Here is a 24,441-nt window from a genome sequence, read left to right as displayed (position 1 = left end):
GTCAAGCTGATTGCCCCGCTGCCTCGAGAATGAGAGCCGCGATCTCTTCGGGATGCGAGATCAGCGCGAGGTGGCTCGCCTTCACCTCGATGGTCTTGGCGCCCATTCGCTTGGCCATGAAGCGCTCGAGGTCGGGATTGATGGTGCGGTCTTCGGTCGAGACGGCGTAATAGCTCGGCTTCGACCGCCAGGCCGCATTGGTGGTCTTGCCCGCCAGCAATTCCTTGTGGAACGGCTCCTGCACCGCGTAGAGCACCTTGGCTTTCGCAGCCGGCAGGTCGCCGGCGAAGTCGCGCAGGAAAGCTTCCTCGGAGAGGCGGCCCTCGTCGCCGTCGAAGACGATGCCCGCGCTCGCCGGCGGCGTCGGAAAGGTCTTTGCGAGCGCCGTATAATCCTCGCCCGCGTCGGGCGCGCGTGCCGCAACATAGACCAGCGCTGATACGTCCGGATGCACGCCGGCCTCGGTCACGATCATCCCGGAGAAGGAATGGCCGACCAGGACCGTCGGGCCGTCCTGCCGCGCCAGCACGCGCTCGGCGGATGCCACCGCTTCGGGCAGCGTCGTCAGCGGGTTCTGCACCGCTGTGACGTTGAGCCCGGCCGCCTGCAGGCGCGGGATCACCTCCGACCAGCAGGAGCCGTCGGCAAACAGGCCGTGCACCAGCACGACGTTGCGCGCCTTCGGGGGCGCGGCGATGGCCGCGGACGCGCGTGTCGACATCAGCGAAGCCGTCGCACCGGCGGCGAGGATGGTGGCAAATGTGCGTCTGGTCATGGTCATGGCCTATCTCCTGGTTCGGGCGTCATGGACCTGAATGCGGTCGCGCGAGGGCTCGATGGGTTTGCAGCAAGGCATCGACCTCGGGCGACCGGGCAATGGTGCCGCCGCGGGCAACGACCTCGTGGTCGGCCTCGATGCCGTCATTGTCATAGAGATAGTCGATCGTGATGCCGAAGGATTCCCCGATCCCACGAATAATTGTGTTGCCGAGCCCGTTGATCCGCTCGCGCGGCGCGCCGTTGCCGGGATGAAACCTTGCCACCGGGTCGGTGCGGTTTCCCCTGATGCCGGTCGCGTCAGATAGGCCGCACACGACCGCATCAGGACCGGGTCAGCGCGGCCGCCCTGCCGGCCGCCGCACAATCCCGCGCTGGCAGCACCGCTGACAGCCGCGAGAGCGAGTGCGCCTCAATGCTCCACCCGGTACAGGCGCCACCGCGCCGGCACGCCCTTGAGCTGGTGGCTGCCGTGATCCCTGAGGCCGATCTGGGACTGCGCCGCGAGCAGATCCTTCACGGCACGCGAGACCAGGACTTCGCCGGCGCGCGCCTTGGCGGCGATGCGGGTGCAGATATGGAAGGCAAGGCCGACCATCTCGCCGCCGCTGATCGTGTATTCGCCCGCGTGCAGGCCGACCCTGATCTCGAGACCGAGCGTGCGCACGGCCTTTTTTATCGCGGTCGCGCAATTGATGCCGGCGGCAGGCGCCTTGAAGGTCGCGAGCACGCCGTCACCGGTCGTAACGACCTCCTTGCCGCGCGCAGATTTCAGCTCCTTGCGGACCGCCGCGTAATACAGTCCCATCACCTTGGTCCAGCGCGCATCGCCGAGCTTTGCGGCTTTTGCCGTGGAGCCGACGATGTCGACGATCAGGATGGTCGCGAGCGCCTGCTTGAGATCGGCACTGCCGTTGGCGGATTTGCGCCGGGCCGCGATGGCGCCGGTGAGCGGCTCATAATCATGGCTGCGCCGCCGCGCGATCGCGGACTTGGTGTAGTCCTGGGCGCGCGCGGCGGTGCCGCAGCGGATCGTCTTCTCCTGCGGCAGACGCGTCCAGTAGACCTTGCGTCCCTTGCCGGCGCCCTGCACCTCCACGGCGCCCCATTTCAGGAACACCGCCGAGCCGACCCGCCGCACGCACCATGCTTTCGAGGTGTATCCTGACACGTTCGACTGATGCAGGCCGATGCGTAGAAATTTGGGCATGAGTTTGCGGCCAATGGAAGGGCCGTTCGAGCTGGCCGGAATCGAGCGTACTTGGACATTGCCGCATTGGCAACGGGGCGGCTGCGACATGCCAATGCAAGCCGGAATCGGCTGCGCGGGAAAACGCTCTACATCACGCGACGAGACGGTCGAGATGAGCTGCCGAAAGCTTCCTCTTTTCGCGTTCGATAGATTGTGACGACCTCGCGGCACGCCATGACGTTCAGCCGGAAGAAATTGAGATTCAATCGCTCCAGCTCGCCGGCCGTTATGCGGTAGTTGGCCGCTCCCAGGAACAGCAAGGCCATCGTTGTGGGCCAGGAGAAATCGAGAGACTTGGCCAGGATCAACGCCGGTTCGCGATCCTTTTCGATCAGTGCCCGCTCCGCAACGTCGATCGGCAGACGACAGAGCAACGATAGCGCCACGGCGGTCTCGTTGAACCTGAGGGAGTGAGCGAGCTCGAAGACCTTGTCTTCCGTCAGCTCGCCTCTCTCATGCAGCTTCGCGACCGTGCGCTTGGCAGTGAAGTAATCCTTGGAGGCCGGACCGAACCTGGCGTGAATCGCTCCCGTGACGTCGGTGACGACGCGATCGATATGCGTCTCGATATCGGGACGTTCGTTCTGCAGCTTCCGCCGCACCTCTTCCGAGGCTTTGGCGATCAGCTGATGGAACAGGTGCCGGGGAATGTCCTTTCGGAGCCCCACCGATTCGGCGAGAATGGAATCGCCCTCCGACCGCCGCACCAAATGGAGAAATCCGGAATTGGAAAAATTCGCGCCGGCGTTCGATGCGACCGAGGTGACGACCTCGGGAGACCCCCGCACCACCAGGACATCGGTCACTGCGGCAGGCACCGCCTGTCGCCTGGAGATTGCAAGGAGATGCTGCTGGCTCTTGCTCTTGGCGCAGGCGATCAGCGTCTCCGTGTCAAGCCGCTCCGACTGGCTGAGAATCGGCCACGCCACATCGATGCAGTCGTCGCTGGCCATCTGCCGCGTCAGAGCGTACGGCGCGTTTGGGCTGCAGGCGAGCTTACCCGCCAGCCTCGCCCGCGCGCCGACCTCGATTTCCTGCGCAAGCCGGCCGATGACCTCGCCGAAGGTCCAGATCTGGTCCTCGGAATAGGTGCCAGCGATCAGAACATCGGCGGCATGCCATAGCGCCCGAAGACAACTCTCCGGATTTCCCTTGGCAACCGCCTCATCCAACTCCGCCAGAAAAGACGCAGTGACAGCCATGAACGTGCTCGCAGCTCTGAAATGATCAAATCGCAAGAATGACCGTTACGAAACAAAGCGATCAGATCACTCCGCGCTTCAACACGAAGTAAACTCGTCCCTGTCTCGTGGAGCTGGGCTTAAAGTGCGCCTAATCAGATCGATCAAATTCGAAGCATTTCGCGCCCCTGGTCGGGCTCGGCCTCAGCCTTGAAACGCAAACAGCTCGATTGGCTCGCTGAAACCGCGCACGGCATGCTGGCCGACGCGCTCGAGCTCGAACTCCGGCGTCACCAGTTCGGCAAAATCCCGCGACAGCAGCACCGGCTTGCCGATCTGCTTGGTGAGCGTCTCGAGCCGCGAGGCCATGTTGACGGCGGGACCGATCACGGTGAAGTCGAGCCGGCTGGTGGAGCCGATATTGCCGTACATGACGTCGCCGACATGGACGCCGATGCCGTAGTTCAACGGCGCGCGACTGGTCGACTTGTTGCGCTCGTTCAGCGCCGCCATCGCCTGGCGCGCCTCGGTGACCGCACGCAGCAGATTGGCGCAGGCGTTGGGCTGGCTCAGCGGGAAGATCGCGAGCAGGCCGTCGCCGATGAATTTGAGGATCTCGCCGCCGTGCCGCACGATCGGCTCGGACATCGCGTCGAAATAATCGTTGAGGAGATCGATGACGTCGTCGCGCGGCCAGTTGTCGGAGATCTTCGTGAAATCTCTGAGATCGCAGATCATGATCGCGGCGCGCACCGTCGTACCGGTGCCGCGTCGGGTGGCGCCGGCCAGGATCAGCTCGCCGGCATGAGCGCCGACATAGGTCTCCAGCAGCGTCCGCGCCAGGCGGTTCTTGATGCGGATCTCGCTGACCAGCGCCAGCACCGGCAACACCTTCTTCAGTGCGGCAACATGGGCGTCGTCGAAGCCGCCGGGCCGGTCGGTCGAGAACGTGATGAGATGGCGCTTGCCGAGCGTATGATAGAGCGGCCAGGCCACATAGTCGGTCAGGCCCTTGGCCCGCATCTCGTCGTAAAGCGCGTGCTTGCGACCGAGCGCGGGATCCCGTTCGAGATTCTCACGCACTTCGGTTGCCCCGTCGAACATTTCGTTGGCCGGGCTGCCGATATATTCGGAGCGTCCCATGACATCGAAGTCGACCCGCCCAATCTCGGCCTCGCGCATGCCGTCGGACCACATGAAACGCGCCCCCAGCCATTGCGGATGCTGGATCCGGACGTGGAGCGTCGACCGCTTCAGCGGAATGCCCGCTTGCTGCAGGCGGATGCACATCTCCGCAAAGATGTTGTCGATGAAGCGCTGGTCCCGCGTGCCGTTGGTCAGCCAGTCGACGACGCCGTCGGAGAGAGAGGCGGGATTCATGTCTGGCGCGTTCATATCCTGCCCTTCGGCGACGGTCTGCATCGAGGCACATATCGTGTTCCGGCGCGGCCGCGTCAACCTAGCCAGTTGCACGGATTGTGCGCATCGTTCCGGCCGGCAGGAACGCCCGTTCAGGCGACGATTTTGATCGACCCCAGCACGACCAGCCCGGAAACGAGCGCCAGCGTCGCGGCCGCAGTCAGTTCGACCTTCAGCGTGTTTTCGTGCGGAATCGCAAAATCCTGGCCCTCGAGGCGGATACTGCAATCGCCGCGCGCCGCGTAGAGCAAATGCGTTCCCGGGGGCAACGACCGATCGCCGGGCGCATCAAGCGCCACAAGCGCGATCTCCGCCGCACCGCGCCGCGCCATCAGATTGACGACCTCGACCGGGCCGGCCTCGAGCTCCGTGACGATCTCCATTTCGCCGGTGAAACGCACGGTCGTGAGCGGTTCACGCTCGTCGAACTCCTGCCCGGGTGCTTTCAGCACCAGCCCGCGCCCGCCGACCACCATCTGCAAGCGGTCGATGCCGGGCATGTGGGAGAACGGCCCGGGCGCGACGATCGGCGTGGAGGCGAAGCGCCACAGCAGGCTGGCCCAGTCCTTCACCGCCGCATCGGCGCGATGCGCGTCCGCGATATCGGTAAAGATGCCGCCGCCGTTCTTCCAGGGCGAGCGGGTGTAGTCCTCGGATTTCAGCAGGGTGGTTTTCATCTGTGCGGGCGTCCGGTCGTTGCTCACGCGCACATCATTAATCGCCTCACGCCTTGGCGTCGAGGTTCAGCCTGGTGCTGAGCTCGTTGACGAGCGAATCCACGAACTGATTCTGATAGGCCGAGATGCCGTTGAAGGCGACGGGGCCACCCGCCTGCACCAGCAGGCCGCCGCCGGAGACCGTTGCGTCCGTGCTGCCGCCGGACGATTTGGTGTCGAGCTTGCCCATGGCGTCGTCGAGCTGCGCGGCGGTCTTGTCGTCCATCTCGCCATTGGCCTGCAGCGTAGAGAGCAGCGACTGATAGGCACTACCGAGATCGGCGCCCGTCCCAGTCTCCGCGGTCGCGGAGAACGAGCCGTTGGTCTTGCCGTTGTAGCTCTTGTAGGTCAGCGTTTCCGTTGTGGTGCCGTCGGTGTTGGCGTGGCTGTCGAGCATCAGCTCGAACGCGCTGCCATAGGCCCCCGTCGTCAGCATGTTCGGATCATTCGGATTCTTGTTCTTGCTGGCGCCCGACTTGTCGGAGCCTGCGGTCCAGTTCGGCGGGACGGTGTAGCTGACACTGGTCACGGATTCATTCCCATCTGCATTGCGCGGAAATATTCAGCAACATTTATGCCAGCGAGGCGCTGTTGATTTTCATCGGCTTTCTCGCACGATGGACTCTCAGCGTTGCGCCACGCTGCAAAAATTGCCCGGCAGCTTCGTCCTGTTTGCCTGCAGGCCTGACCGGCAGGACGAAGCCAGCAGTGCCGTCCGCGCTTGTCACGCCTTGGCGTCGAGGTCGAGCTTGCTGATCAGATCGTTGACCGGCGAATCGGCGAACTGGTTCTGGTTGGCGGAGACGCCGTTGAAATAAGCAGGGCCGCCGTCGTTGAACTGCGCGGCGCTCGTGTCGTTCATTCCGCCGTTGGCCTGGAGCGTGGCAAGCAGCGACTGATAGGCACTGCCGAGATCGGAGCCCGTCCCGGTCTGGCTGCTGTCGCTCGTGGGCGCCAACGCATCCGTAGTGGTGCCGTTGCTATTGGCCTGGCTATCGAGCAACTGCTCGAACGGATTGCCAGAGGTTCCTGTCGTCGCCGAGCCCGTCTCGTGCGCGTGCTTGTGTTTGCCGCCGCATGATTTTCCGGAGCCTGCGGTCGAATACGGCGAGACGGTGTAGCTGACGTCGGTCATGTCGTCACTCCTTCGATCATTGCGTGGAAACATTCAGAAACATTGTGCCTGCGAAGGCACCGCTGATGTCCATCGGCTTTCTCGCGAGGAGCACGCCGATGTCCGCTCAACGTCGCGCGACGTGGCAACAACTGCCCGACAATTTGATCCCACTGCACGATGGTGCGGGGCTTGCGATGCTCAGCCCTCGGTGTCGTCCCGGCGAAAGCCAGGACTCATCACCCCGACTGCCCATTGTCGGAGCGAGCTGTGGCCACACCTTCTTCTAACAATATCGAACGGTGGTTGTGGGTCCTGGCTTTCGCCAGGACGACGATGGAGAGATATCGTGCCCCTCACTCGCTCTTGCCGCCGTTCAGCTTCGGCAGCGTCTCGACGATCTTCTGCTTGCCGTCGACGATCTCGGCCAGGAAACTGGCGCGGTCGATGTCACCGTTCTGGTCCCAGCTCGCCTCCATCAGCATGCCCGGCGCCTTGTCGGGCGTCAGCGTCAGGCCCTTCATCGCCGCGCCGAAGGCCTTGCTGTCGAACTTGCCGATCTTCTCGGTGACGTATTTGACGAGATAGACCGCGGTGTAGCCCTTGATGCCGTTATGATCCGGCCGGTACTTGAAGCGGTCGCTGAACTTTTTGGTGAATGCCTCGATCGCCGGCACCGGTGCATCGGCTGAAAGACCGACATGGCCGCGCACACCGTTGGCTGCGGGGCCGGCGAGCTCGACCACCTTCTGGCTGAGCAGCGTGGTCTCCCCGAACAGCGGCGTCGACAGCCCCTGTCGCTTGGCCTCGATCAGGAAGCGGGCGCTCTCCTCCTCGTTGGTGTAGACGAACACGGCGTCGGCCTTGGCGCTCTTGAGCTTGATGACGTCCGAGCCGAAATCGACCTGGCCCTGCTCGGTGGAGATATCGGCGGCGATCTCGATGTTGCGCGTCTTCATCTCCTTGACGAAATTGTCATGGCCGCCCTTGCCGAAATCATTGTTGACCCAGACCACAGCAACGCTCTTCACTTTGAGCTTGTCGTGCAGATAATTGGCGATCTTCGGCATGGAAAATTGCTGGCCGAAGGCAGTGCGGAACACCCAGGGATTACCTTGCGTCGTGATGTCGGCGGCCTCGGCGCCGACGATCTGCGGGATTTCGGCCTGTTGCGTCAGCGCCATGTTGACCTTGACCGAGCCGGAATAGATAGGCCCGAGCACCACATAGGGATCCTTGTCCAACACCTTCTGCACCTGCGCGCGCGAGATGCCGGGATTGCTCTGGGTGTCGAGATGCTCGGTCTGGATTTTCTTGCCCAGAATGCCGCCGGCGGCGTTGATCTCGTCGACCGCGAGCGCGACGCCGTCGCGCCAGTTGGTGCCGGAGACGGCGCCTGGGCCGGAGAGCTCGATGACATCGGGGATGTAGACGGTGTTTTGCGCGCGGGCCGCTCCGACCGACAGCGACGCCGTCAAGGCAATGACGAGCGCTCCTGCAAGATGCCTCATGATGTCCTCCCCTTTCTTTTTTATGATCCGTCGAAGCCCAGCAGTTTCGCCGGCGTTCGCCACAGCAGGCGATGCCGGTCGCCCGGATCCGGAAACAGCTTTGTCAGCACCGCGAGCAGCGGCCCGTAGTCGAGCCGTTCGGGCGCGCGCAGGAACGGATAGTCGGATCCCCAGACGCAGCGATCGAGTGTGAAGGCCTCGACCAGCGAGGCGATGAACGGCCAGGTGTCCTCATACGGGTGCGGCTGCTGCGAAAACTTGTAATAGCCGGAGAGTTTGATGTGCGCGTCGCGCTCGCGGCCGATCGCGAGCAGCGCCTGGAAGGCCTTGCCGCTCACGCCTTGCGCGACCGATGGCCGGCCGCAATGATCGAACACCAGCTTGACGCTCGATTTGTCGATCAGCGGCAACAAGTCGAGCAGCTGATCGTTCTCGACCTGGATCTGGAGGAACAGGCCGAGGCTTGCGACCTTCTCCAGCAGCGGCGCGGTGTTGCGATAATAGTCGGCGCCATGGAACGGTACGTTGAAGGCGATTCCGATCACGCCGGCCGCCTTCAATCGCTCGAGCTCGCCGATGTCGACGTCGTTCTCGACGACGGCGACGCCCCTGAAGCGGCCGCCGCCCTGCTTCAGCGTGTCGAGCAGGATGCGGCTGTCGCTGCCATAGCCGGTGTTGGTGGCGACGACGAGCGCTTGGTGGACATCAAAGGCGTCGAACACGCTGATGAGCTGCGCCGCCGGCGCGATTTCCTGCGCGCTCGGCCGGTACGGCGTATCGGCGCCGTAGGGAAAACGCGCGGGATCGAGCGCGTGAATGTGGCAGTCGATCTTGGGGCCCGCCGGCAAGGTCATGGCGCAAAGTTCCCCGCGCGGTTCAGAACGTGGCCTCGATGGCCTTGATCAGCTCGGGTGTCACATCGGGCATGACACCGAACCAGGCCTTGAAGGCAAGCCGCGCCTGGTTGAGCAGCAGGCCGAGCCCATTCACGGTGACGCAGCCGCGGGCGCGGGCATCAGCCAGGAATGGCGTCTCGAGCGGCGTGTAGATCAGATCAGCAGCGAGCGTCGTGGGCTTCAGGCGCGACAGGTCGATCTCCAGCGCGCTTTTGCCGACCATGCCGCGATCGGTGCAATTGACGAGCAGCGCAACATCACCAAGTGCCGTGGCGCGATCGTCCCACGGAACGGTGCTGACGGCGGAGCCGAATTCGGTCGCGATCGCCTGCGCCTTCTCCGCCGTGCGATTGGTGATGCGAATCTCGCGCGCGCCGTTTTCCAGCAGCGCCACGACCACCGCGCGCGAGGCGCCGCCCGCCCCCAGCAGCAGGATCGGTCCGGCATCGCTGCGCCAGTCCGCCTTGGCGTCGCGCAGGCTCTGGATAAAACCGTTGCCGTCATTGTTGAAGCCGGACAGCGTGCCGTCGGCTTCGACGACGATGGTGTTGACGGCGCCGATGCGTTTGGCGGTCTCGTTGACGCGGTCGAGCATCGCCATCGCCGTCTGCTTGTGCGGCATGGTGACGTTGCAACCGCGGAACCCGAGCGCGATCAGCCCGTCCAGCGCATCCTCGAGCCGCTCCGGCCTCACCGCGAGCGGGACGTAGGAGCCGCGGATGCCGTGTGCCTTCAGCCAGTAATTGTGAATGACCGGCGAGCGCGAATGCGCGACCGGCATGCCCATCACCCCCGCCAGCCCAAAACCATCCTGCGACATGCCGCGATTCCCGTCCCGAACAGCGCCCTTCGGCGCGCGACCATGTTATTTGGTCATTTGTCCAAGACAATTAGAGGGAATGGCCAGCGGGTGCAATGTGAATCTGGGAAACAGCGGAGCCCGATACACGACGGATGGCCGCCCCGCTCCTGCCTAGAAGCCTATGCCGGGACGGCGGACACAGCAGGCACCATGTCGCGCGAGCGGAGGGTTTCGGACAGCGGCCGTGGCTTTCCCACCGCAAATCCCTGCGCGTAGTCCACGCCGACCTGACGCACGGCCTCCAGCAACGCCTCGCTGCCGACGAACTCGGCGATCGTCCGGATGCCCATGGTCTTGCCGAGACGGTTGACCATTTCAACGATGACACGATCCGTGTCGCTCTCGAGCATGTCCTTCACGAAGCCCCCGTCGATCTTGAGGTAGTCGACCGGGAGAGATTTCAGATATGAGAACGAGGACATTCCGCTGCCAAAGTCATCCAGCGCAAAACGACAACCGAGGGATTTCAGCGCCAGGATAAAGCGTCGCGCACTATCGAGGTTGGCGATGGCGTTCGTCTCGGTGATCTCGAAGCAAACGATGTTGCCCGGAATACGGCACGCGCGAATCTGGTCGCGCACGAAATCAACGAAGCTTTCGTCGCCAAGCGTCTGGCCGGAGAGATTGATGCTGCAATTTGCGATACGGGCTCCGCCACCGGCGAGGTGGTTGCCGAGCAGCTTGAGCGAATTGCGGACGACCCAGCGATCCACCAGTGGCATCAGGCCGTAGTGCTCCGCGGAAGGTATGAATTCCGAGGGAGGCACGACCCGGTTTTCGGTATCGCACAGCCGCAACAGGACCTCGAAGTGCGCCCCGGCGGCGGCGCGAGCCGCCCCCAGCGGCACGATATCCTGCGCGTAAAGACAGAAGCGCTGCGTATCGAGCGCCTCCTGGATGCGATGCACCCACCTCATCTCGTCGATCCGCCGTTGCAGGCCAGCGTCCTCGCTGCTGTAGGCCTGGACCCGGTTGCGCCCCTTGTCCTTGGCGCCATAGCAGGCGACATCGGCGCGTCGCAATCCATCCTCGATCGAGGCGTCGGCGTGATCGATCCATGCAACACCGATGCTTCCGGTGACGCCAAACGAAACCTCACCCCAGCGAAAGCCGCCCTGCTCGATCGCCGACCTCAACCGCTCGGCCATATCGAGGGCCTGTTGGGCCTGGCAGTGATGAAGAAGAAGACCGAACTCGTCGCCGCCGAGCCTTGCAATCACGTCGTGCGAGGACACATGTCGCATCAGCAATCCGGCCAGACTGCAGAGCAGCTGGTCGCCCGCGAGATGCCCACACGTATCGTTGACGATCTTGAATTGATCGAGGTCGAGCAGGATCACGGCGTGAGGTACGTCACCCGCCTTGAATTGATCGAGCGCCGACCTCAGGCGCCGCTCGAACTCCCGGCGATTAGCCAGGCCGGTCAGCGAGTCGTGCGACGCCTGCCAGGCAAGACGCTTCTTTTCCTCGATCAGCGCTGTTTCGAACGTCGCCCGTTGCAGGACAAGCCGGCGCGTATGCCAGACAATGAGCCCGGTCAGCACCGTGACGGTGAGAAGATTGACGTAGATCAACGTCGTCTTGATGGCCCGGGCTCCCTCGCCGAGAACCCGTGAGAATGCGTTTGCCCGCGCCGACAGGGCATCGTTCAATTCATAAAGCCGGGATGACAGCGATTGCAGCCGCAATGTGTCGCCCGGATGCGTTCCGACGGCCTCCGACTTGATCGCATCTCCGAAGATCGCCAGCTCAAGCAGCATGGAATCCGTCGCAGCCCATTCGGCGATGGCCGCCTTCAGATAGCTCACGCCGCTGAAGCGGCGGAACAACCAGATCATCTGAGGAATATCGTCGACGTGATTTCCTCCCTGCAGGAAACCCGCATTTGCAACCTCGAGATCGGGCTGATCCTGCTCCATCGCCAGCCGCGCGGTCCGGTCTCCGAGCGGCACTGCGAGGGCGGCCCTGTACTGGTCAAGAAGCGATTGTTGGCCCGTATACAAGTAAAGATGCAGGAAATAGACGGCGTTCTTCTGCGCACGCGACCAGGTCGCTTCGCCCGCAACGTAAGCCCGCACGGCGGACAGCACGTCGAGACTCACGCCGGCGACGAACGCCTGCAGCACGACCACGGCCACGAAGGGCGACACGAGCCTCAACAGACGATAGTAGATACGCCATCGCATCGAACTCATAAGTGGCTCCGCACGGCGCCATGCACGAGGACGGTCAATCCGTGGCACGACGATTTGCGAGGGTTGCGCATCACGCCAGTGCGGCCGCAGCGCGCTGCATGTTGGTCGACATATCGCTCGTCACGGTGCTCTGTTCGTCCACCGCTGCTGCCGTACTGGTCACGTATTCATTGACGTGACGGATCGCGCCGCGAATTGCGTCGAGCGCCCCGACCACGTCGCGAGACACGCTCTTCAGCGCATCGATCTCGCCCGTGATGCGGTCGGTCGCGTGCTTGGCCTGGTTGGCGAGGCTCTTCACCTCGGAGGCGACGACGGCAAAGCCGCGCCCGGCCTCGCCGGCCCTCGCCGACTCGATCGTCGCATTCAGCGCAAGCAGGTTGATCTGACCGGTAATGCTGTTGATCAGTTCGATGATGCCTCCCATCTGATCGGCTGCCGTCGTGAGCCGATCGGCCTGCGCGTCGGCTGTCCCGACGTGCCCCACGGCCGCCAGGACGACCTCGCGCGACTTGACCATCGTCTCGGATATCTCCCGGATGGATGCGCTCATCTCCTCGCTTCCGGCCGCCACCGATTCAATGAGCTCCCTGGCTTCCTCTGCCTTCATGCGCGCCACGGCTTTCGCGGTGACGTCGGTGGCGTACTTCACCACCTTGAAGGGCTTTCCATTCAGATCGAGGATCGGGTTGTAGGAAGCTTCGATCCAGATCTCGCGGCCACCTTTCGCAAGTCGCTTGAACTCGCCCGCCTGGTAGGTCCCCCGGCGAAGGTTGTCCCAGAACTCGGTGTAGGCCCGCGCTGCGTGCTCTGCCGATTCAACGAAGATCCGGTGATGCTTGCCGACCACGTCCGCGAGCGAATAGCCCATCGCCTTCAGGAATGCGTCGTTCGCCCATCTGATCGTGCCGTCCATCTCGAATTCGATCACGGCTTGCGACTTCATGATCGCGTCGATCTGGCCCCGGCTGTCCGCCGCCAGCAGCTTCTTCTCGGTCACGTCGGAGGCGAATTTGACGACCTTGAAGGGACGTCCGGCCTCGTCCAGGATGGGATTGTAGGAGGCCAGGATCCAGACCTCGCGGCCGTTCTTTCCGAGCCGCTTGTATTCGCCGGAGACAAATTCGCCGCGCCTGAGCTTGGCCCAGGCGTCCGCATAGCCGGCACTCTCCCGCACCGCAGGCTCGACGAACATGCTGTGATGCCTGCCCGTGACCTCGGGCAGTGTGTAGCCCATCGCGTCCAGAAAGGTGCCGTTCGCGGTGATGATGGTGCCATCCAGCTCGAACTCGATGACGGCCTGGACGCGATCAATGGCCGCCAGCTTGCCCGCGTCCTCCAGCGCCTTCATTTTTCTGGCGGTAATGTCGGTCGCGAACTTGATGACCCGGGTGGCCTGGCCGCGACCGTCCAGAACAGGATTATAAGAGGCCTGGATCCAGACCGGCCGACCATCCTTGCGTATCCGCTTGAATTCGCCGGTCTGATACTCGCTGCGATTCAGCCGGGCCCAGAAGTCCTTGTAGTCGGCCCGCTCGGCATCCGACTGCTGCATGAAGATCCGGTGATGTTTTCCCTCGATCTCGGAGAGCGCGCCATAGCCGAGGGCATCGAGGAAGTTCTGGTTGGCCTTGACGATGGTGCCGTCGAGCCGGAATTCGATCACAGCCTGCGAGCGGGCGATCGCCTCCGTTTCAGCGAGGGAGTTTTCGAGCCTAGACTTGCGCAGTCCGAACATGTTTCCACCCTCGAATAAGCCAGGGCTTGTCGCCCCCGCATGCCGTTGTGGAAATCAATTAGAACTGATTCAAATCTTCAAAGCGTAAAGCCATTTCGCTAAACACGAAGTCTCCCATCGTCCCAAAACGACAGAAATTGTGCCGCTTTCGGCCCGAAGCAGGAGGGTGCCGCAAAATTTGCGCGATGGAGGACACGGGCCACGGCAGACTCTCGCGAAATTCGCTGTCATCACTTGTCGTGTCGACCGGGCCATGCGTGGCACGCGGCCTTAGCGCAGCGTTGCCGTGGGCTTCATGTCGCTCGGAAAAATGAAGACGGCCCCTCGTCGCTCCAGCGCGTCACGGAGCCTCCGCGCACTCTCGGCGCCGTCGCGCGAGACCCCGTCGAGCTCTTCAAGCCTGCGAATGACCGCGATCGAGATATCCGCGAGCTCGCTGAGCTTCTGGACCGATATCTTGAGAAGGCCACGCGCGGCCCGAAGCTGGGCTCCGGTGACCGGCCGCCCCGGATCGAGCAGGGTCCGGCCGGTTCTCTCACCGTCGATGTCGAAGCTCAATCCGAGCCATTCCAGGAAGCGGCCGCTCGCGCTGCGAATCGGAGCGGCGCGGAGCCTTCGCCAGCCGCTCGAACCATCGGCGAGGCGGACGCGCGCCTCCACCTCGACCTCCTCGCGACCGCCGAGGGCTTTCTGATGAGCTTGCATGATGGTGGCGCGATCGTCCGGATGGATCCAATCCATCCAGTTGGTGCCGAGCGGCTTCGCGTCACCCGCAAAGGGCTGCAGGTGCACGACGTCCGTGACCCTGCCGTCCGCCGCCGCGGTCGTCACCGTGGCCCTCGCGAGCCGCGCCACGGCGTGAAGATGCTGTGTCCGGATATGCAGAAGATTTTGTTGGGCGCGCTGCACGGTCACGTCGGCCATCAGCACAATGAGGCCGTCAGGGCTGCCACGCTCGCTGAACAGAAACTCACCGTAAGCACGGACCCATCGGATCCTCCGATCCCTCAGGATGACCCGAAAACTATCCTCGAATGAAATTCGATTCTTGAGGGCCGCATTGACCGGGGCGCGGTTGCCGCGATCGGTCGGGTGCATTCGCTCCAGCAGGGCGGCACGGGACGGTGACACGGTACGTTCCTGATCGAACAGATCGTACATGCCCTCGGTCCAGGTCATCTGCCCGGATTGCAGGTCCACCCGACAGACGCCGATCTTCAACTGTCGCTCCAGGAAGCGGAAGTAATTCGACGGGATCACGCCTGGCTGCGCGGAGGCCATCTCATCATTGATCATAGACGTCTTGCTCTTGCCTAGCGGTCAGGCATAAGTCGGCGACTGGCTGCCCGAGCCGATCCGGCTCAGGCAACTCCCGCTTTACTGACGCGGCGCTCGCTCTTTCTTGTGATCTCGCGCCAATATCTTGCTAATTCCGGCCAGATGTGTCTGCGTATGGGGCCGGCCCTACTTCGAGGTCAATGCCGCCACGGGCCGCCATGCCGGATCGGGAGCGTTTGCAGCGAGCTGTCGGCATCGGTCGCGCATCAGCTCGGCCGGACGATCGTAGCCGCGCTGCTTCACCACAGAATCGAAATCGACGAGCGCCGCGGCAAACCGGCGGGCGCGATAGCTGGCAAGGCCGCGCTCGTAGTCCGCGATCCAGTTGATCGTCGCTCGGTCGATCTGGTCCTCATTCGCGATGCCGATGAGTTCAAAGACGGAGAGCCCTTCCTCCCGTCCGTAAACCGCGATGCTGTCGACCTCACGCGTGACGATGGCGCCAGCCGCCAGACGGTCGGTCGTCTCGCCGATCAGGATCTGGGTCCCATAGGACTTGTTGGCGCCTTCGAGCCGGCTGGCAACATTCACCGCATCGCCGATCACGGTGTAGTTCAGCCGCAGCTCCGAACCGATATTGCCGACCAGCATGCGGCCCGAATTGATGCCGATCCGGATCTGAAGCGGCTGACCGAGATCGTCGACCAGGCCGGATTCCTCGATGGCCCTGCGGCAGGCGAGCGCCGCGCGGCAGCATCGCACGGCATGATCGGCCTGCGGCTGCGGTGCACCCCAGAACGCCATCACGGCATCGCCGATGAATTTGTCGATCGTTCCTCCATTGGCAACGATGATCTCCGACGTAACGTCGAGATAACGCGACAGCAGCGGCACGACACGATCGCCGAGACGCTCGGACAGCCCGGTGAAGCCGGCGATGTCGATGAACATCACGCTGAGTTCCTGAATACTGCCGCCGGGCCGCGCTTCGACACCCTGGCGCAGCAAGGAACGGACGAGATCGGCCGGAATGAATTTACGGAATGCGGACAGGCCCGCCGCCATTTCCGCGATCGCGCCGGACAGGCTCGCAATCTCCTTGAGCCGTGACGGATGACGGCGAACCTGCTCCAACGCAAAGGCTTCAACGTGGCGAAGCTCGCCGGCGACGCGCGACAACGGCGCGGCGATGACGGAGCGGGCCAGCATTGCCGAGGCCAGTGCGGCAAGCACGGCGCCAATGCCAAGGCCGAGGATCAGGTGCCGCAACGTTGCCTCAACCGGCCCGAGAAACTCTGCTTCGGGGATCACCGTTGCGAGCGACCAGCCGGGAAACGGCAACGGCGTGAGCGCGACCTCATAAGCCGCACCTCCTGAAATCAACCGGCTTCGCCAGGCTTTCTTGCGTCCGTCCTCCCCTGCTTTGGCCAACGCCATCCGCGCGAGCGGCAGCAGCGTGGTATCACTCTTCGCAGCGTGCAGCTCATCGGCATCCTTGTCGGGAGCCGCGACAAGCTGCCCGCTGTCATCGATGATGAAAGCAGTTCCCGTGCGCCCGACCTCGAGCTGCGACAGGAAACGCGCAAGCCGCGTATATTCGATGATGACGGCAAGAACGCCTTGCCTCTCCTGATAGACGTCGATCGGTCCTGCAAAGGCGATCGACGGCCGCCGGTCGGTCGGATGGTCCATGACCTCGAACCATTGCGGGTTATCCGCGCTGAGCCCGGCCTTGAACCAGGCCTGATCGGCAACGCGAAAATCGGTCGGCTCGAAGCGGCGATTGGCGAATTCGATATCGCCGGGCACCACGTCGTATTCATCGACGCGACGCTCACCCGGGTGATCGGTCAGCGATATCTCCATCATCTCCAGGCGGCGATCGCCGAGCTTGTGCGCGGCGAAGAACGATCCGTCGGGCCAGCCGAAGGCGACCCACGAGATCGTCGCCTGGGACTGAAGCTGCGACAGGAACACGAATTCGCGCTTGTCGGCCTCACGGGTGTCGAGCACGTTCTGGAGGAACAGGGTGCGAATGGCGGTGTGCGCGGCCCGCGCCTCGTCGACGATGGCGGAGACCTCCTTGCGGACCGCTGCCACGATCTGCTCGTTGATGGTCGAGGCGAGCTGCCGGCTGGTCGCCTCCGCCGTGCGCCACCACAACAGGCTCGATAGCGCCGCGGTGAGCAGGATCGCGGTCAGCACCAGGGCCGAGACGGCAAGACGGATGCTGACGGCCAGCCTGGCAATCTCGCGAAACTGCCGTCCGGGATCGACATTCATCGCTGGTTCCGCCTCTGGACCAAATACCGCTCCTGACATCGCTGTACGCAGGCTTCGGCCGTTCGTTACGTCTCGCAAGTCCCACCCGTGCCCGCCAATGCCCTCCTGCTAACGTCTCGATAGCGTCAAGGCATTGGATTTGACCGGCGGCTCGCCTGTTAATCGCGGCCGGACCACACGGTCTGTACGCACCCACCTCAACAGTCTCACGGACTCGTGAGCGGCGCGGCGGTAACGCGGGTCGTCAACGAGGCGAACGAGACAATGCGCTTTTCGCTTGCCAAGCGATGCCATCTCAAACGGAGAAACCCAATGTCTGCCAAGCATGTCGTCACTTCGATCGTTCTCGCCGGCGCGATGTCGACCGCGCTCGCGACACTCGCCGCCGCCGCTCCGCTGACCAAGGCGGAGGCCGATGCAGCCATCGCCGCCAAGAAAGAGAAGTGCTTCGGCGTCGCGCTGAAGGGCCAGAACGATTGTGCGGCCGGACCGGGCACCACCTGCCAGGGCACCTCGACCACCGATTTCCAGGGCAACGCCTGGAAATTCGTTCAGGGCGGCACCTGCACGAGCATCGACCTGCCGGGCGGCAAGAAGGGCTCGCTCAAGCCGGTTTGACGCGTCGCGTCGCAACCACGACAACAGGGAACAGCGGAGAGACACCATGATGGCGGCCATTGTGCCCAACACACCTTCGGTGCCACTCCGCTATTCCACCCCTGTCGGCGGTGTTGCCGGGACGAGCTTCAAGCCGGAGCATCTCCCTGCGATCCTGGATGCAGGCCCGCAACGGGACTTCTTCGAAGTCCATGCCGAAAACTACATGGGCGCGGGCGGGCCACCGCATCGCGCGCTGGAGACGATCCGCCGCGATCATCCGTTATCTCTGCACGGCGTGTGCATGTCGATCGGCGGACCTCAGCCGCTCGACAAGGCGCACCTGGCGCGCTTCCGCGGCCTCGTCGCGCGCTACCAGCCGGCGCTGGTGTCCGAGCATCTCGCCTGGTCGACGCATGAGACCAGCTTCTTCAACGATCTGCTGCCGCTGCCATACACGGATGCGACGCTGCGCTGTGTCTGCGACCATATCGATCAGGTGCAGGAGGCGATCCGCCGTCCGCTGCTGCTTGAAAATCCGTCGACCTACGTCGCCTTCCAAGACTCTTCGATGAGCGAGACCAACTTCATCCGTAGCGTTGCCGAGCGCACGGGCTGCGGCCTGCTGCTCGACGTCAACAACGTATTCGTATCGGCGACCAATCATGGCTTCTCCGCGCTCGAATACCTTGCAGACTTTCCGCTCGCGCATGTCGGCGAAATCCATCTCGCCGGTCACGCCGAACAGGCTGACGACGAGGGCGATCTGCTGCTGATCGACAGCCATGACGGCCCGGTCACCGATGCCGTATGGAAGCTCTACGAGATCGTGATCCAACGTCGCGGGCCGGTGCCCACGCTGATCGAATGGGACAGCAAGATTCCCGACTGGCCGATGCTGCGAGCGGAGGCTGCCGCCGCGCAGACCATTCTCGACCATTGCGCCGAGACGGCGCTGATGGAGAACCGTCATGCCGCCTGAGCAGCATGTATCCTTTGCCGCAGACTTCGCACCGGCCCTGCTCGACCCAACACAGGCCGCGCCCAAGACTGTGACCGGCCCGAACGGAAAGGCGGCGGACAAACGCTTCGCCGTCTACCGCAACAACGTCACGGTGAGCCTGATCGAGGCGCTCGCCGCGATCTACCCGGCGACGCAGCGCATCACCGGACCGGATTTCTTCCGCGCCATGGCTCGCTTGCATGTTCGCAGCAGCCCGCCGACCTCACCATTGCTGTTCGACTATGGGCGGGATTTTCCGGATTTCATCGCCAGCTACGAATACGCGCAGACGATACCCTGGCTCGCCGACGTCGCGCGCATCGAACGGGCCTGGCTCGACGCCTACCATGCGCGCGACGCGGCGCCGCTGTCGTCCGCACGGCTCGCTGCGATCGCCCCTGAACGATTGGCTGAGACCGTCTTCGTCCCGCACCATGCGATGCGGATCGTGCGCTCGGCATTTTCGGCGGTGACGATCTTCGCCGCCAACCGCGACGACGCATCGACTCAACGCATCGATGCGTCCACGCCGGAGGACGCGCTGATTACGCGGCCCGACTTCGACGTCGCGGTCCGACTCCTTCCGCCCGGTGGCGCCGTCTTTGCCGCTTGCCTGGCATCCGGCCAGCGGCTCGGCGAGGCCGCCGGCGTTGCGCTGGATGCGCACGCGGACTTCGACCTTGCCACCAACATCGCCGGCCTGATCGCGGCCGGGGCATTCACCTCAATCGCTCTCGGAGAGGCATGATGATCACCGACCAACGCATGACCGCGAGCGGCAGCCTGCCGTCACTCGGGCAGCTCGTCGACAAGGCCAATCAGCTCGTGCAGACAATCGCCACGCCGTCGCTGGTTCAGCTCGTGCTGCGCTTCGCACTAGCCGTGCCGTTCTGGCGCTCGGGCATCCTGAAATGGGGCGGCTTCCTCAGGCTCAACGACACCGCGGTGACGCTGTTCAGCGACGAGTTCATGCTGCATTTGCCGGGCGGCCCCTATCACTTTCCCGCGCCGACGGTGATGGCTTTCCTGTCCGGCTGCGGAGAAATCATGTTTCCGATCCTGCTGGTGCTCGGCCTCGGTACGCGGTTCGCGGGCGCCGGACTGCTGTTCATGACCCTGGTCGTCGAGCTGACCGTGCCTGACGGCTGGCCGGTCCACATCACCTGGGCCGCGATGGCGCTCGGCATCATGGCCTACGGGCCGGGACGCATCTCGCTGGACTATCTGATCGGGCGCACGCTCTCGCCGGAGCGATAGGCTCACATCCCGCTCAGCCCGCTATCCACCGCCAGCGTTTGCGCGGTGACATACACGCTCTCGTCCGACAGGAAGAACAACACCGCGTAGGCGATCTCCCAGGCGGTCGCTTGCCGGCCGAAGGGAACGTGGCCCTTGCCGCGGTTGGGGCGGCCGGCGCCGGCTTCGCGGCCGTTGGGGGTGTCGACGAGGCCGGGATAAACGAGGTTGGCGCGGATGCCGCGGCGCGCGCCGAGATGGGCGATGTTGCGCATCAGGCCGCCGAGCGCGGCTTTCGACGAGTCATACACCGCCATCTGCGATCCCGCTTTCAGCGCCGCGATCGAGGAGATGAAGACGATGGCGCCGCCGTCGTCGAAGCTCGGCATCGCGGCGCGGCAGCACAGCATCGGACCACGAACGTTGACGTCGTAGATCCTGTTCCATTCCTCGGGGCTGACATTGTCGAGGCCGGTCTTGCCGAAGGTGCCGATGTTCAGCACCATGCCGTCGAGGCCGCCCATGGCGCGATGCGCTTCCCCGATCATGCGCCGGACGTCCGCCTCTGACGTGACGTCCGCCGCAATGGCAAAGCCCTCGCCGCCTTCATCAGTGATGTGCTTGACCGTCTGCTGCGCGGAGGTGTGGTTGAGATCGGCGATAGCAACCTTGGCTCCCTCGCGCGCGCACAAGATGCTCATGGCGCGGCCGTTACCGATCGGATCTGTCGCCGCATCGAACACGCGCTGGCCACCACCAACGATCAGGATGCGACGGCCCTTCAGGCGTCCCCTGCCCGGCGCTTCGCCCAACGACTCGGCACTCGGCGGACGGACGTAACGCTCCGGCTTGCTATCGGTCTCTGCCATCTCAGCCGCCTACTTCTTGCCGCCGTCATAGACCTTCATGCCGGCCGCGGGATCGAGATCGGTTTCGGTGGCTTCGGTGACGCGCGCCATCATCATGTAAAAGCCAAGCGCGACGATGGATTCGACGATTTCCTGGTCGCTGAAATGTTTTCGCGCGACAGCGAAGATCGCCTCGGGAACACGGACGTTCTCGACCACCTCGCGGCCGAACTTCAGCAGTGCGCGCTCGGCTTCGCTCAGTGCGGCCGAGTCATAGTCGCAACGCTCCACCGCATCGACCTGGCCTTGCGTGCAGCCGACCCCGAGCGCGATCGGCACGTGCTGGCGCCATTCATAGGCGCCGCCTTCGAGCTGCGCGGCCTGGAGGATCAAGAGCTCGCGGTTGACCGCCGAGAGCTTCTGCTTGTGCAGGATCGAATTGCCGAGCCGCATCGCCGGGATCATGTTGGCCTCGGCATGGGCCATCATGCGGAAGATGTTGAGCTTGACCGGCATGCGGTCGAACGAGGCGCGGATGTCGCCGCTCGTCGTGTCCGGATCAATCAGGGGCAGCCTTGCCACGCGTTTCTCCCTTGGTTCTTCGTTTCTTGTTGTCGTCGGTCCCGCCATCCGCCGCGATCAGCGACAGGAAGAAGGCGAGATAGCGCTCGATCGCCTCGATCACCTTCGGCCGCGGCGACGGCGCCGCGCCCATCACGTAATGTTCGAGGCGGATATAGATGAGGCCGGCGGCGAACAGCCGGGCGGTCTCGCGTGGATCCGGCGTCTTGACCAGGCCGGCGAGCGCAAAGCCGCGGAAATAGTCCGTCATCATGCTCTGCTCGCGCGCATAGAAATGATCGGCGAACTTGGCGCGGATGCCGGGCACGCGATTGCGCTCGGCCGTGATGACCTTCTGGAACTGGTGCTCGCGCGGGTCGGACCATTGCTCGACGAGGTCCAGTGCGAACTGCCGGCAGAACGCGGCGGGCTGGCGCGCGAGCTGCTTGTAGCGCGGTTCCTCCAGCCGGCTCGCGGAGCTTGCCGGGCCGTGCTCACTGACGATCGCTTCCAGGATCGCGGCCTTGCCGGCGAAATGATTGTACAGGCTGCTCTCGCGGATGCCGACGCGGCGTGCCAGCTCGCGCATCGAGGCGCCGCCATAGCCGCTCTGCGCGAACAGGTTGAGCGCCTCGGTGAGAATGCGCTCGCGGGTCGTGGGCGTAGCCGCTTCCGCCGCGCTGGAGGTGGTGAGAGCCATGCAGCTTGACTAACGAACGATCGTTCGCTAGTCAACCGTACGAACGATCGTTCGTTTTGCCAGTCTGGCGGCGACGGTCGCGGCCCGCAAGCCTCGCGCGGCCACTGTTCTCGCGTTTCAACTCCGCTCCCTCGAGAAGCGGAGAGCAAATTTGGGGAGACGACCTCATGGCGCGCTTTGCCCGCCTTCGCTTTGCCGCGACTTGCGTTCTGCTGCTCGCAGCCAGCACCGCCTCTGCCCAAACCGCGACATACGATCCCGGCGCCGACGACAAGACGATCAAGATCGGCACCACGGCGCCGCTGAGCGGCCCGGTCTCCGCCTTCGCGCAAATCGCGAAGTCGGCGGAAGCGTATTTCCGCAAGGTCAACGACGATGGCGGCGTCAATGGACGGCGCATCCAGATGATCATTGCCGATGATGCCTACAGCCCGCCGAAGACGGTGGAGCAGACGCGGAAGCTGGTCGAGAGCGACGAAGTGCTGCTGATCTTCGGTGGCGTCGGCACGCCGACCAACAGCGCCGTGCACAAATATCTCAACGACCGCAAGGTGCCGCAGCTTTTCCTCGGCTCGGGCGCGGCGAAGTGGGACGATCCCAAGAACTTCCCGTGGACCGTCGGCTGGCAGCCGACTTATCGCGACGAGGCGATCGCCTACGCCAGATACATCAAGGCGAGCCACGCCAATGCGAAGATCGGCGTGCTCTACCAGAACGACGATCTCGGCAAGGATTATCTGAAAGCGCTCGAGGAAGGGCTCGGCGGCGGCGAGGCGATCGTCGCGCGCGCGGCCTATGAGACTTCGGCACCGACGGTCGATACCCAGATCCTGCAATTGAAGACTGCCGGCGCTGACGTCGTACTGGTCGCGGCCACGCCGAAATTCGCGGCGCAGGCAATCCGAAAGATCGGCGAGATCGGCTGGAAGCCCACGACCATCGTCTCCAACGTCTCGGCCTCGATCAGCGGCGTGCTGGAGCCGGCCGGCAAGGACAATTCCACCGGCGTCATCTCCAGTCAGTATCTGAAGGACGCGACCGATCCGGCCAACAAGGACGATGCCGGCTACAAGGAATGGGTCGCCTTCATGGACAAGTATCTGCCTGACGCCAACAAGAACGACTGGCTCAACGTCTATGGCTACACCATCGCGCAGACGCTGGTGACGGTGCTGAAGGCCGCCGGCAACGACCTCACCCGCGCCAATGTGATGAAGCAGGCGACAAGCCTGAAGGACGTGCATCTGCCGATGCTGATCAACGGCACCGCCGTGAACAACGCGCCCGACCACTACACGCCGATGACGAGCCTCCAGCTCATCCGCTTCGACGGCACGCGCTGGGTGCCGTTCGGCGACCTCCTGAAGAACTAAAGCATGCGGCAGGTGACGATCGGCAGCATGCGGGTGGACCTCGTCAGCGAGATCCCTTCGCTTGCCTTCGACAAGAAGTGGCTGTTCGCCAATGTCACCGACGAGGTGATTGCGGCGAACCGCGACTGGCTCGATCATCGCTATATCGAGCCCGAGACCGGCCGCTTCATCCTCAGCCATCACTCCTATCTGGTCCGCACGCCGCGCTGGACCGCGATCGTCGACACCTGCTGCGGCAATCACAAGAAGCGGCCGCGCGTGCCGGTTTGGAACGATCTCAACCAGCCGTATCTGGAAAACCTGCAGGCGCTGGGCGTTGCGCCCGAACAGGTCGACTTCGTGATGTGCACGCATCTGCATGTCGATCACGTCGGCTGGAATACGCGCCTCATCGACGGAAGCTGGGTGCCGACCTTCCCCAATGCGCGCTATCTGATGGGGCGCGAGGAGTACCGGCATTTTGAGACCGCACACAAGGCAGGGCCGAAGAGCCCGGTGAACCACGGCTCGTTCGAGGACTCCGTACTGCCCGTGGTTGCGGCCGGCCTTGCCGAATTCGTCGAGACCGATCATCACCTGTTCGGCGATCGCGACGCGGCCTTGCGCTTCGCGCCGGCGCCGGGCCACACCGCCGGCAACATGCAGATCCATCTCAACGGCGGCCACGATCACGCGGTCATGTCGGGCGACGTGATCCATCATCCGATCCAGTGCGCGGCGCCGTGGCTCTCGAATGCCGCCGATGTCGATCCGGCTGCCGCCGTCGCGACCCGGATGGCGCTGCTGGAAGAGCTCGCGGATACGCCGAGCTATCTGCTCACCGGCCATTTTCCGTCGCCGACTGCGGGACGCGTGACCCGACACGGAGACGCCTACAGATTTCGTTTTTGGGAATAGGGGA

At 63.8% G+C, this 24,441-nt stretch carries 24 protein-coding genes; 6 read left to right on the top strand and 18 right to left on the bottom strand.

What is annotated here, in order from left to right:
• Position 1 precedes the first annotated feature (1 nt).
• The 15 genes from NLM31_RS10520 to NLM31_RS10450 all read right to left on the bottom strand — a co-directional run bounded on the left by NLM31_RS10520 (position 2) and on the right by NLM31_RS10450 (position 17,222).
• A complete protein-coding gene (locus NLM31_RS10520; RefSeq protein ID WP_254192182.1) occupies positions 2-781 on the bottom strand; it encodes an alpha/beta fold hydrolase in 780 nt (259 codons plus the stop codon).
• A gap of 22 nt (positions 782-803) precedes the next feature.
• A complete protein-coding gene (locus NLM31_RS10515; protein ID WP_254192181.1) occupies positions 804-1,094 on the bottom strand; it encodes a malonyl-CoA decarboxylase domain-containing protein in 291 nt (96 codons plus the stop codon).
• Between the two features lie 95 nt (positions 1,095-1,189).
• On the bottom strand, positions 1,190-1,987 hold the full coding sequence (locus tag NLM31_RS10510; RefSeq protein ID WP_254192180.1) for an adenylate/guanylate cyclase domain-containing protein: 798 nt from the start codon (positions 1,985-1,987) through the stop codon (positions 1,190-1,192).
• A 128-nt stretch (positions 1,988-2,115) separates the two neighbouring features.
• The gene (locus tag NLM31_RS10505; RefSeq protein WP_254129088.1) at positions 2,116-3,231 is read right to left on the bottom strand and encodes a DUF2336 domain-containing protein; all 1,116 of its coding nucleotides are present in this window, start codon (positions 3,229-3,231) and stop codon (positions 2,116-2,118) included.
• A 183-nt stretch (positions 3,232-3,414) separates the two neighbouring features.
• A complete protein-coding gene (locus NLM31_RS10500) occupies positions 3,415-4,605 on the bottom strand; it encodes an adenylate/guanylate cyclase domain-containing protein (protein ID WP_254196169.1) in 1,191 nt (396 codons plus the stop codon).
• A gap of 116 nt (positions 4,606-4,721) precedes the next feature.
• Positions 4,722-5,306 carry a HutD family protein gene (locus NLM31_RS10495; protein WP_254135290.1) on the bottom strand — a complete coding sequence of 195 codons (585 nt, stop codon included), beginning with the start codon at positions 5,304-5,306 and terminating at the stop codon, positions 4,722-4,724.
• A 46-nt stretch (positions 5,307-5,352) separates the two neighbouring features.
• Positions 5,353-5,874, bottom strand: coding sequence for a hypothetical protein (locus tag NLM31_RS10490; RefSeq protein ID WP_254129086.1), 522 nt, complete (start codon positions 5,872-5,874; stop codon positions 5,353-5,355).
• Positions 5,875-6,069: 195 nt separating this feature from the next.
• Positions 6,070-6,480, bottom strand: a complete 411-nt coding sequence (locus NLM31_RS10485) for a hypothetical protein (protein WP_254129085.1) — start codon at positions 6,478-6,480, stop codon at positions 6,070-6,072.
• A gap of 335 nt (positions 6,481-6,815) precedes the next feature.
• Positions 6,816-7,970 (bottom strand): ABC transporter substrate-binding protein, encoded by a 1,155-nt coding sequence (locus tag NLM31_RS10480; RefSeq protein ID WP_254129084.1) that lies wholly within the window; start codon positions 7,968-7,970, stop codon positions 6,816-6,818.
• A 20-nt stretch (positions 7,971-7,990) separates the two neighbouring features.
• A complete protein-coding gene (locus NLM31_RS10475) occupies positions 7,991-8,824 on the bottom strand; it encodes an amidohydrolase (RefSeq protein ID WP_254129083.1) in 834 nt (277 codons plus the stop codon).
• Positions 8,825-8,846: 22 nt separating this feature from the next.
• A complete protein-coding gene (locus NLM31_RS10470; protein ID WP_254129082.1) occupies positions 8,847-9,686 on the bottom strand; it encodes a shikimate dehydrogenase in 840 nt (279 codons plus the stop codon).
• Positions 9,687-9,847: 161 nt separating this feature from the next.
• Complete coding sequence (locus tag NLM31_RS10465; protein ID WP_254192179.1) at positions 9,848-11,866, bottom strand: EAL domain-containing protein; 2,019 nt, start codon at positions 11,864-11,866, stop codon at positions 9,848-9,850.
• Between the two features lie 127 nt (positions 11,867-11,993).
• On the bottom strand, positions 11,994-13,661 hold the full coding sequence (locus NLM31_RS10460; RefSeq protein WP_254192178.1) for a PAS domain-containing methyl-accepting chemotaxis protein: 1,668 nt from the start codon (positions 13,659-13,661) through the stop codon (positions 11,994-11,996).
• A 270-nt stretch (positions 13,662-13,931) separates the two neighbouring features.
• Positions 13,932-14,882 (bottom strand): PAS domain-containing protein, encoded by a 951-nt coding sequence (locus NLM31_RS10455; RefSeq protein ID WP_254192177.1) that lies wholly within the window; start codon positions 14,880-14,882, stop codon positions 13,932-13,934.
• Between the two features lie 243 nt (positions 14,883-15,125).
• Positions 15,126-17,222 (bottom strand): adenylate/guanylate cyclase domain-containing protein, encoded by a 2,097-nt coding sequence (locus tag NLM31_RS10450; RefSeq protein WP_254192176.1) that lies wholly within the window; start codon positions 17,220-17,222, stop codon positions 15,126-15,128.
• A 312-nt stretch (positions 17,223-17,534) separates the two neighbouring features.
• On the opposite strand from NLM31_RS10450, the gene NLM31_RS10445 reads away from it, so the two are divergent.
• The 4 genes from NLM31_RS10445 to NLM31_RS10430 are packed head-to-tail and all read left to right on the top strand — an operon-like array spanning position 17,535 to position 20,079.
• Positions 17,535-17,840, top strand: coding sequence for a DUF2282 domain-containing protein (locus NLM31_RS10445; protein WP_254129077.1), 306 nt, complete (start codon positions 17,535-17,537; stop codon positions 17,838-17,840).
• A gap of 46 nt (positions 17,841-17,886) precedes the next feature.
• The gene (locus NLM31_RS10440) at positions 17,887-18,801 is read left to right on the top strand and encodes a DUF692 domain-containing protein (RefSeq protein WP_254192175.1); all 915 of its coding nucleotides are present in this window, start codon (positions 17,887-17,889) and stop codon (positions 18,799-18,801) included.
• Entirely contained in the window at positions 18,791-19,570 is a 780-nt protein-coding gene (locus NLM31_RS10435; protein ID WP_254192174.1) for a DNA-binding domain-containing protein, read from the top strand. Before NLM31_RS10440 ends, NLM31_RS10435 begins: the two co-directional genes overlap by 11 nt.
• Positions 19,570-20,079, top strand: a complete 510-nt coding sequence (locus NLM31_RS10430) for a DoxX family protein (protein ID WP_254135289.1) — start codon at positions 19,570-19,572, stop codon at positions 20,077-20,079. The genes NLM31_RS10435 and NLM31_RS10430 overlap by 1 nt, the downstream gene beginning before the upstream one ends.
• Positions 20,080-20,081: 2 nt before the next feature.
• On the opposite strand, the gene NLM31_RS10425 is transcribed toward NLM31_RS10430, so the two are convergent.
• The 3 genes from NLM31_RS10425 to NLM31_RS10415 are packed head-to-tail and all read right to left on the bottom strand — an operon-like array spanning position 20,082 to position 22,167.
• Positions 20,082-20,927, bottom strand: coding sequence for an SDR family NAD(P)-dependent oxidoreductase (locus tag NLM31_RS10425; RefSeq protein WP_254192173.1), 846 nt, complete (start codon positions 20,925-20,927; stop codon positions 20,082-20,084).
• Between the two features lie 9 nt (positions 20,928-20,936).
• Positions 20,937-21,488, bottom strand: coding sequence for a carboxymuconolactone decarboxylase family protein (locus NLM31_RS10420; RefSeq protein ID WP_254192172.1), 552 nt, complete (start codon positions 21,486-21,488; stop codon positions 20,937-20,939).
• On the bottom strand, positions 21,466-22,167 hold the full coding sequence (locus NLM31_RS10415; RefSeq protein ID WP_254192171.1) for a TetR/AcrR family transcriptional regulator: 702 nt from the start codon (positions 22,165-22,167) through the stop codon (positions 21,466-21,468). Before NLM31_RS10415 ends, NLM31_RS10420 begins: the two co-directional genes overlap by 23 nt.
• 167 nt (positions 22,168-22,334) lie before the next feature.
• Here NLM31_RS10415 and NLM31_RS10410 point away from each other — a divergent pair, with 167 nt between their 5' ends.
• Together NLM31_RS10410 and NLM31_RS10405 are read left to right on the top strand one after the other, a co-directional pair.
• A complete protein-coding gene (locus tag NLM31_RS10410; RefSeq protein WP_254192170.1) occupies positions 22,335-23,540 on the top strand; it encodes an ABC transporter substrate-binding protein in 1,206 nt (401 codons plus the stop codon).
• 3 nt (positions 23,541-23,543) lie between these two features.
• Positions 23,544-24,437 (top strand): MBL fold metallo-hydrolase, encoded by an 894-nt coding sequence (locus NLM31_RS10405; protein WP_254192169.1) that lies wholly within the window; start codon positions 23,544-23,546, stop codon positions 24,435-24,437.
• The last annotated feature ends 4 nt before the right edge of the window (positions 24,438-24,441 follow it).

This window comes from Bradyrhizobium sp. CCGUVB4N (assembly GCF_024199945.1).
GTDB lineage: Bacteria > Pseudomonadota > Alphaproteobacteria > Rhizobiales > Xanthobacteraceae > Bradyrhizobium.
Note: the sequence above shows the minus strand (reverse complement) of the source record. Positions and strands in the feature narration are given on the sequence as shown.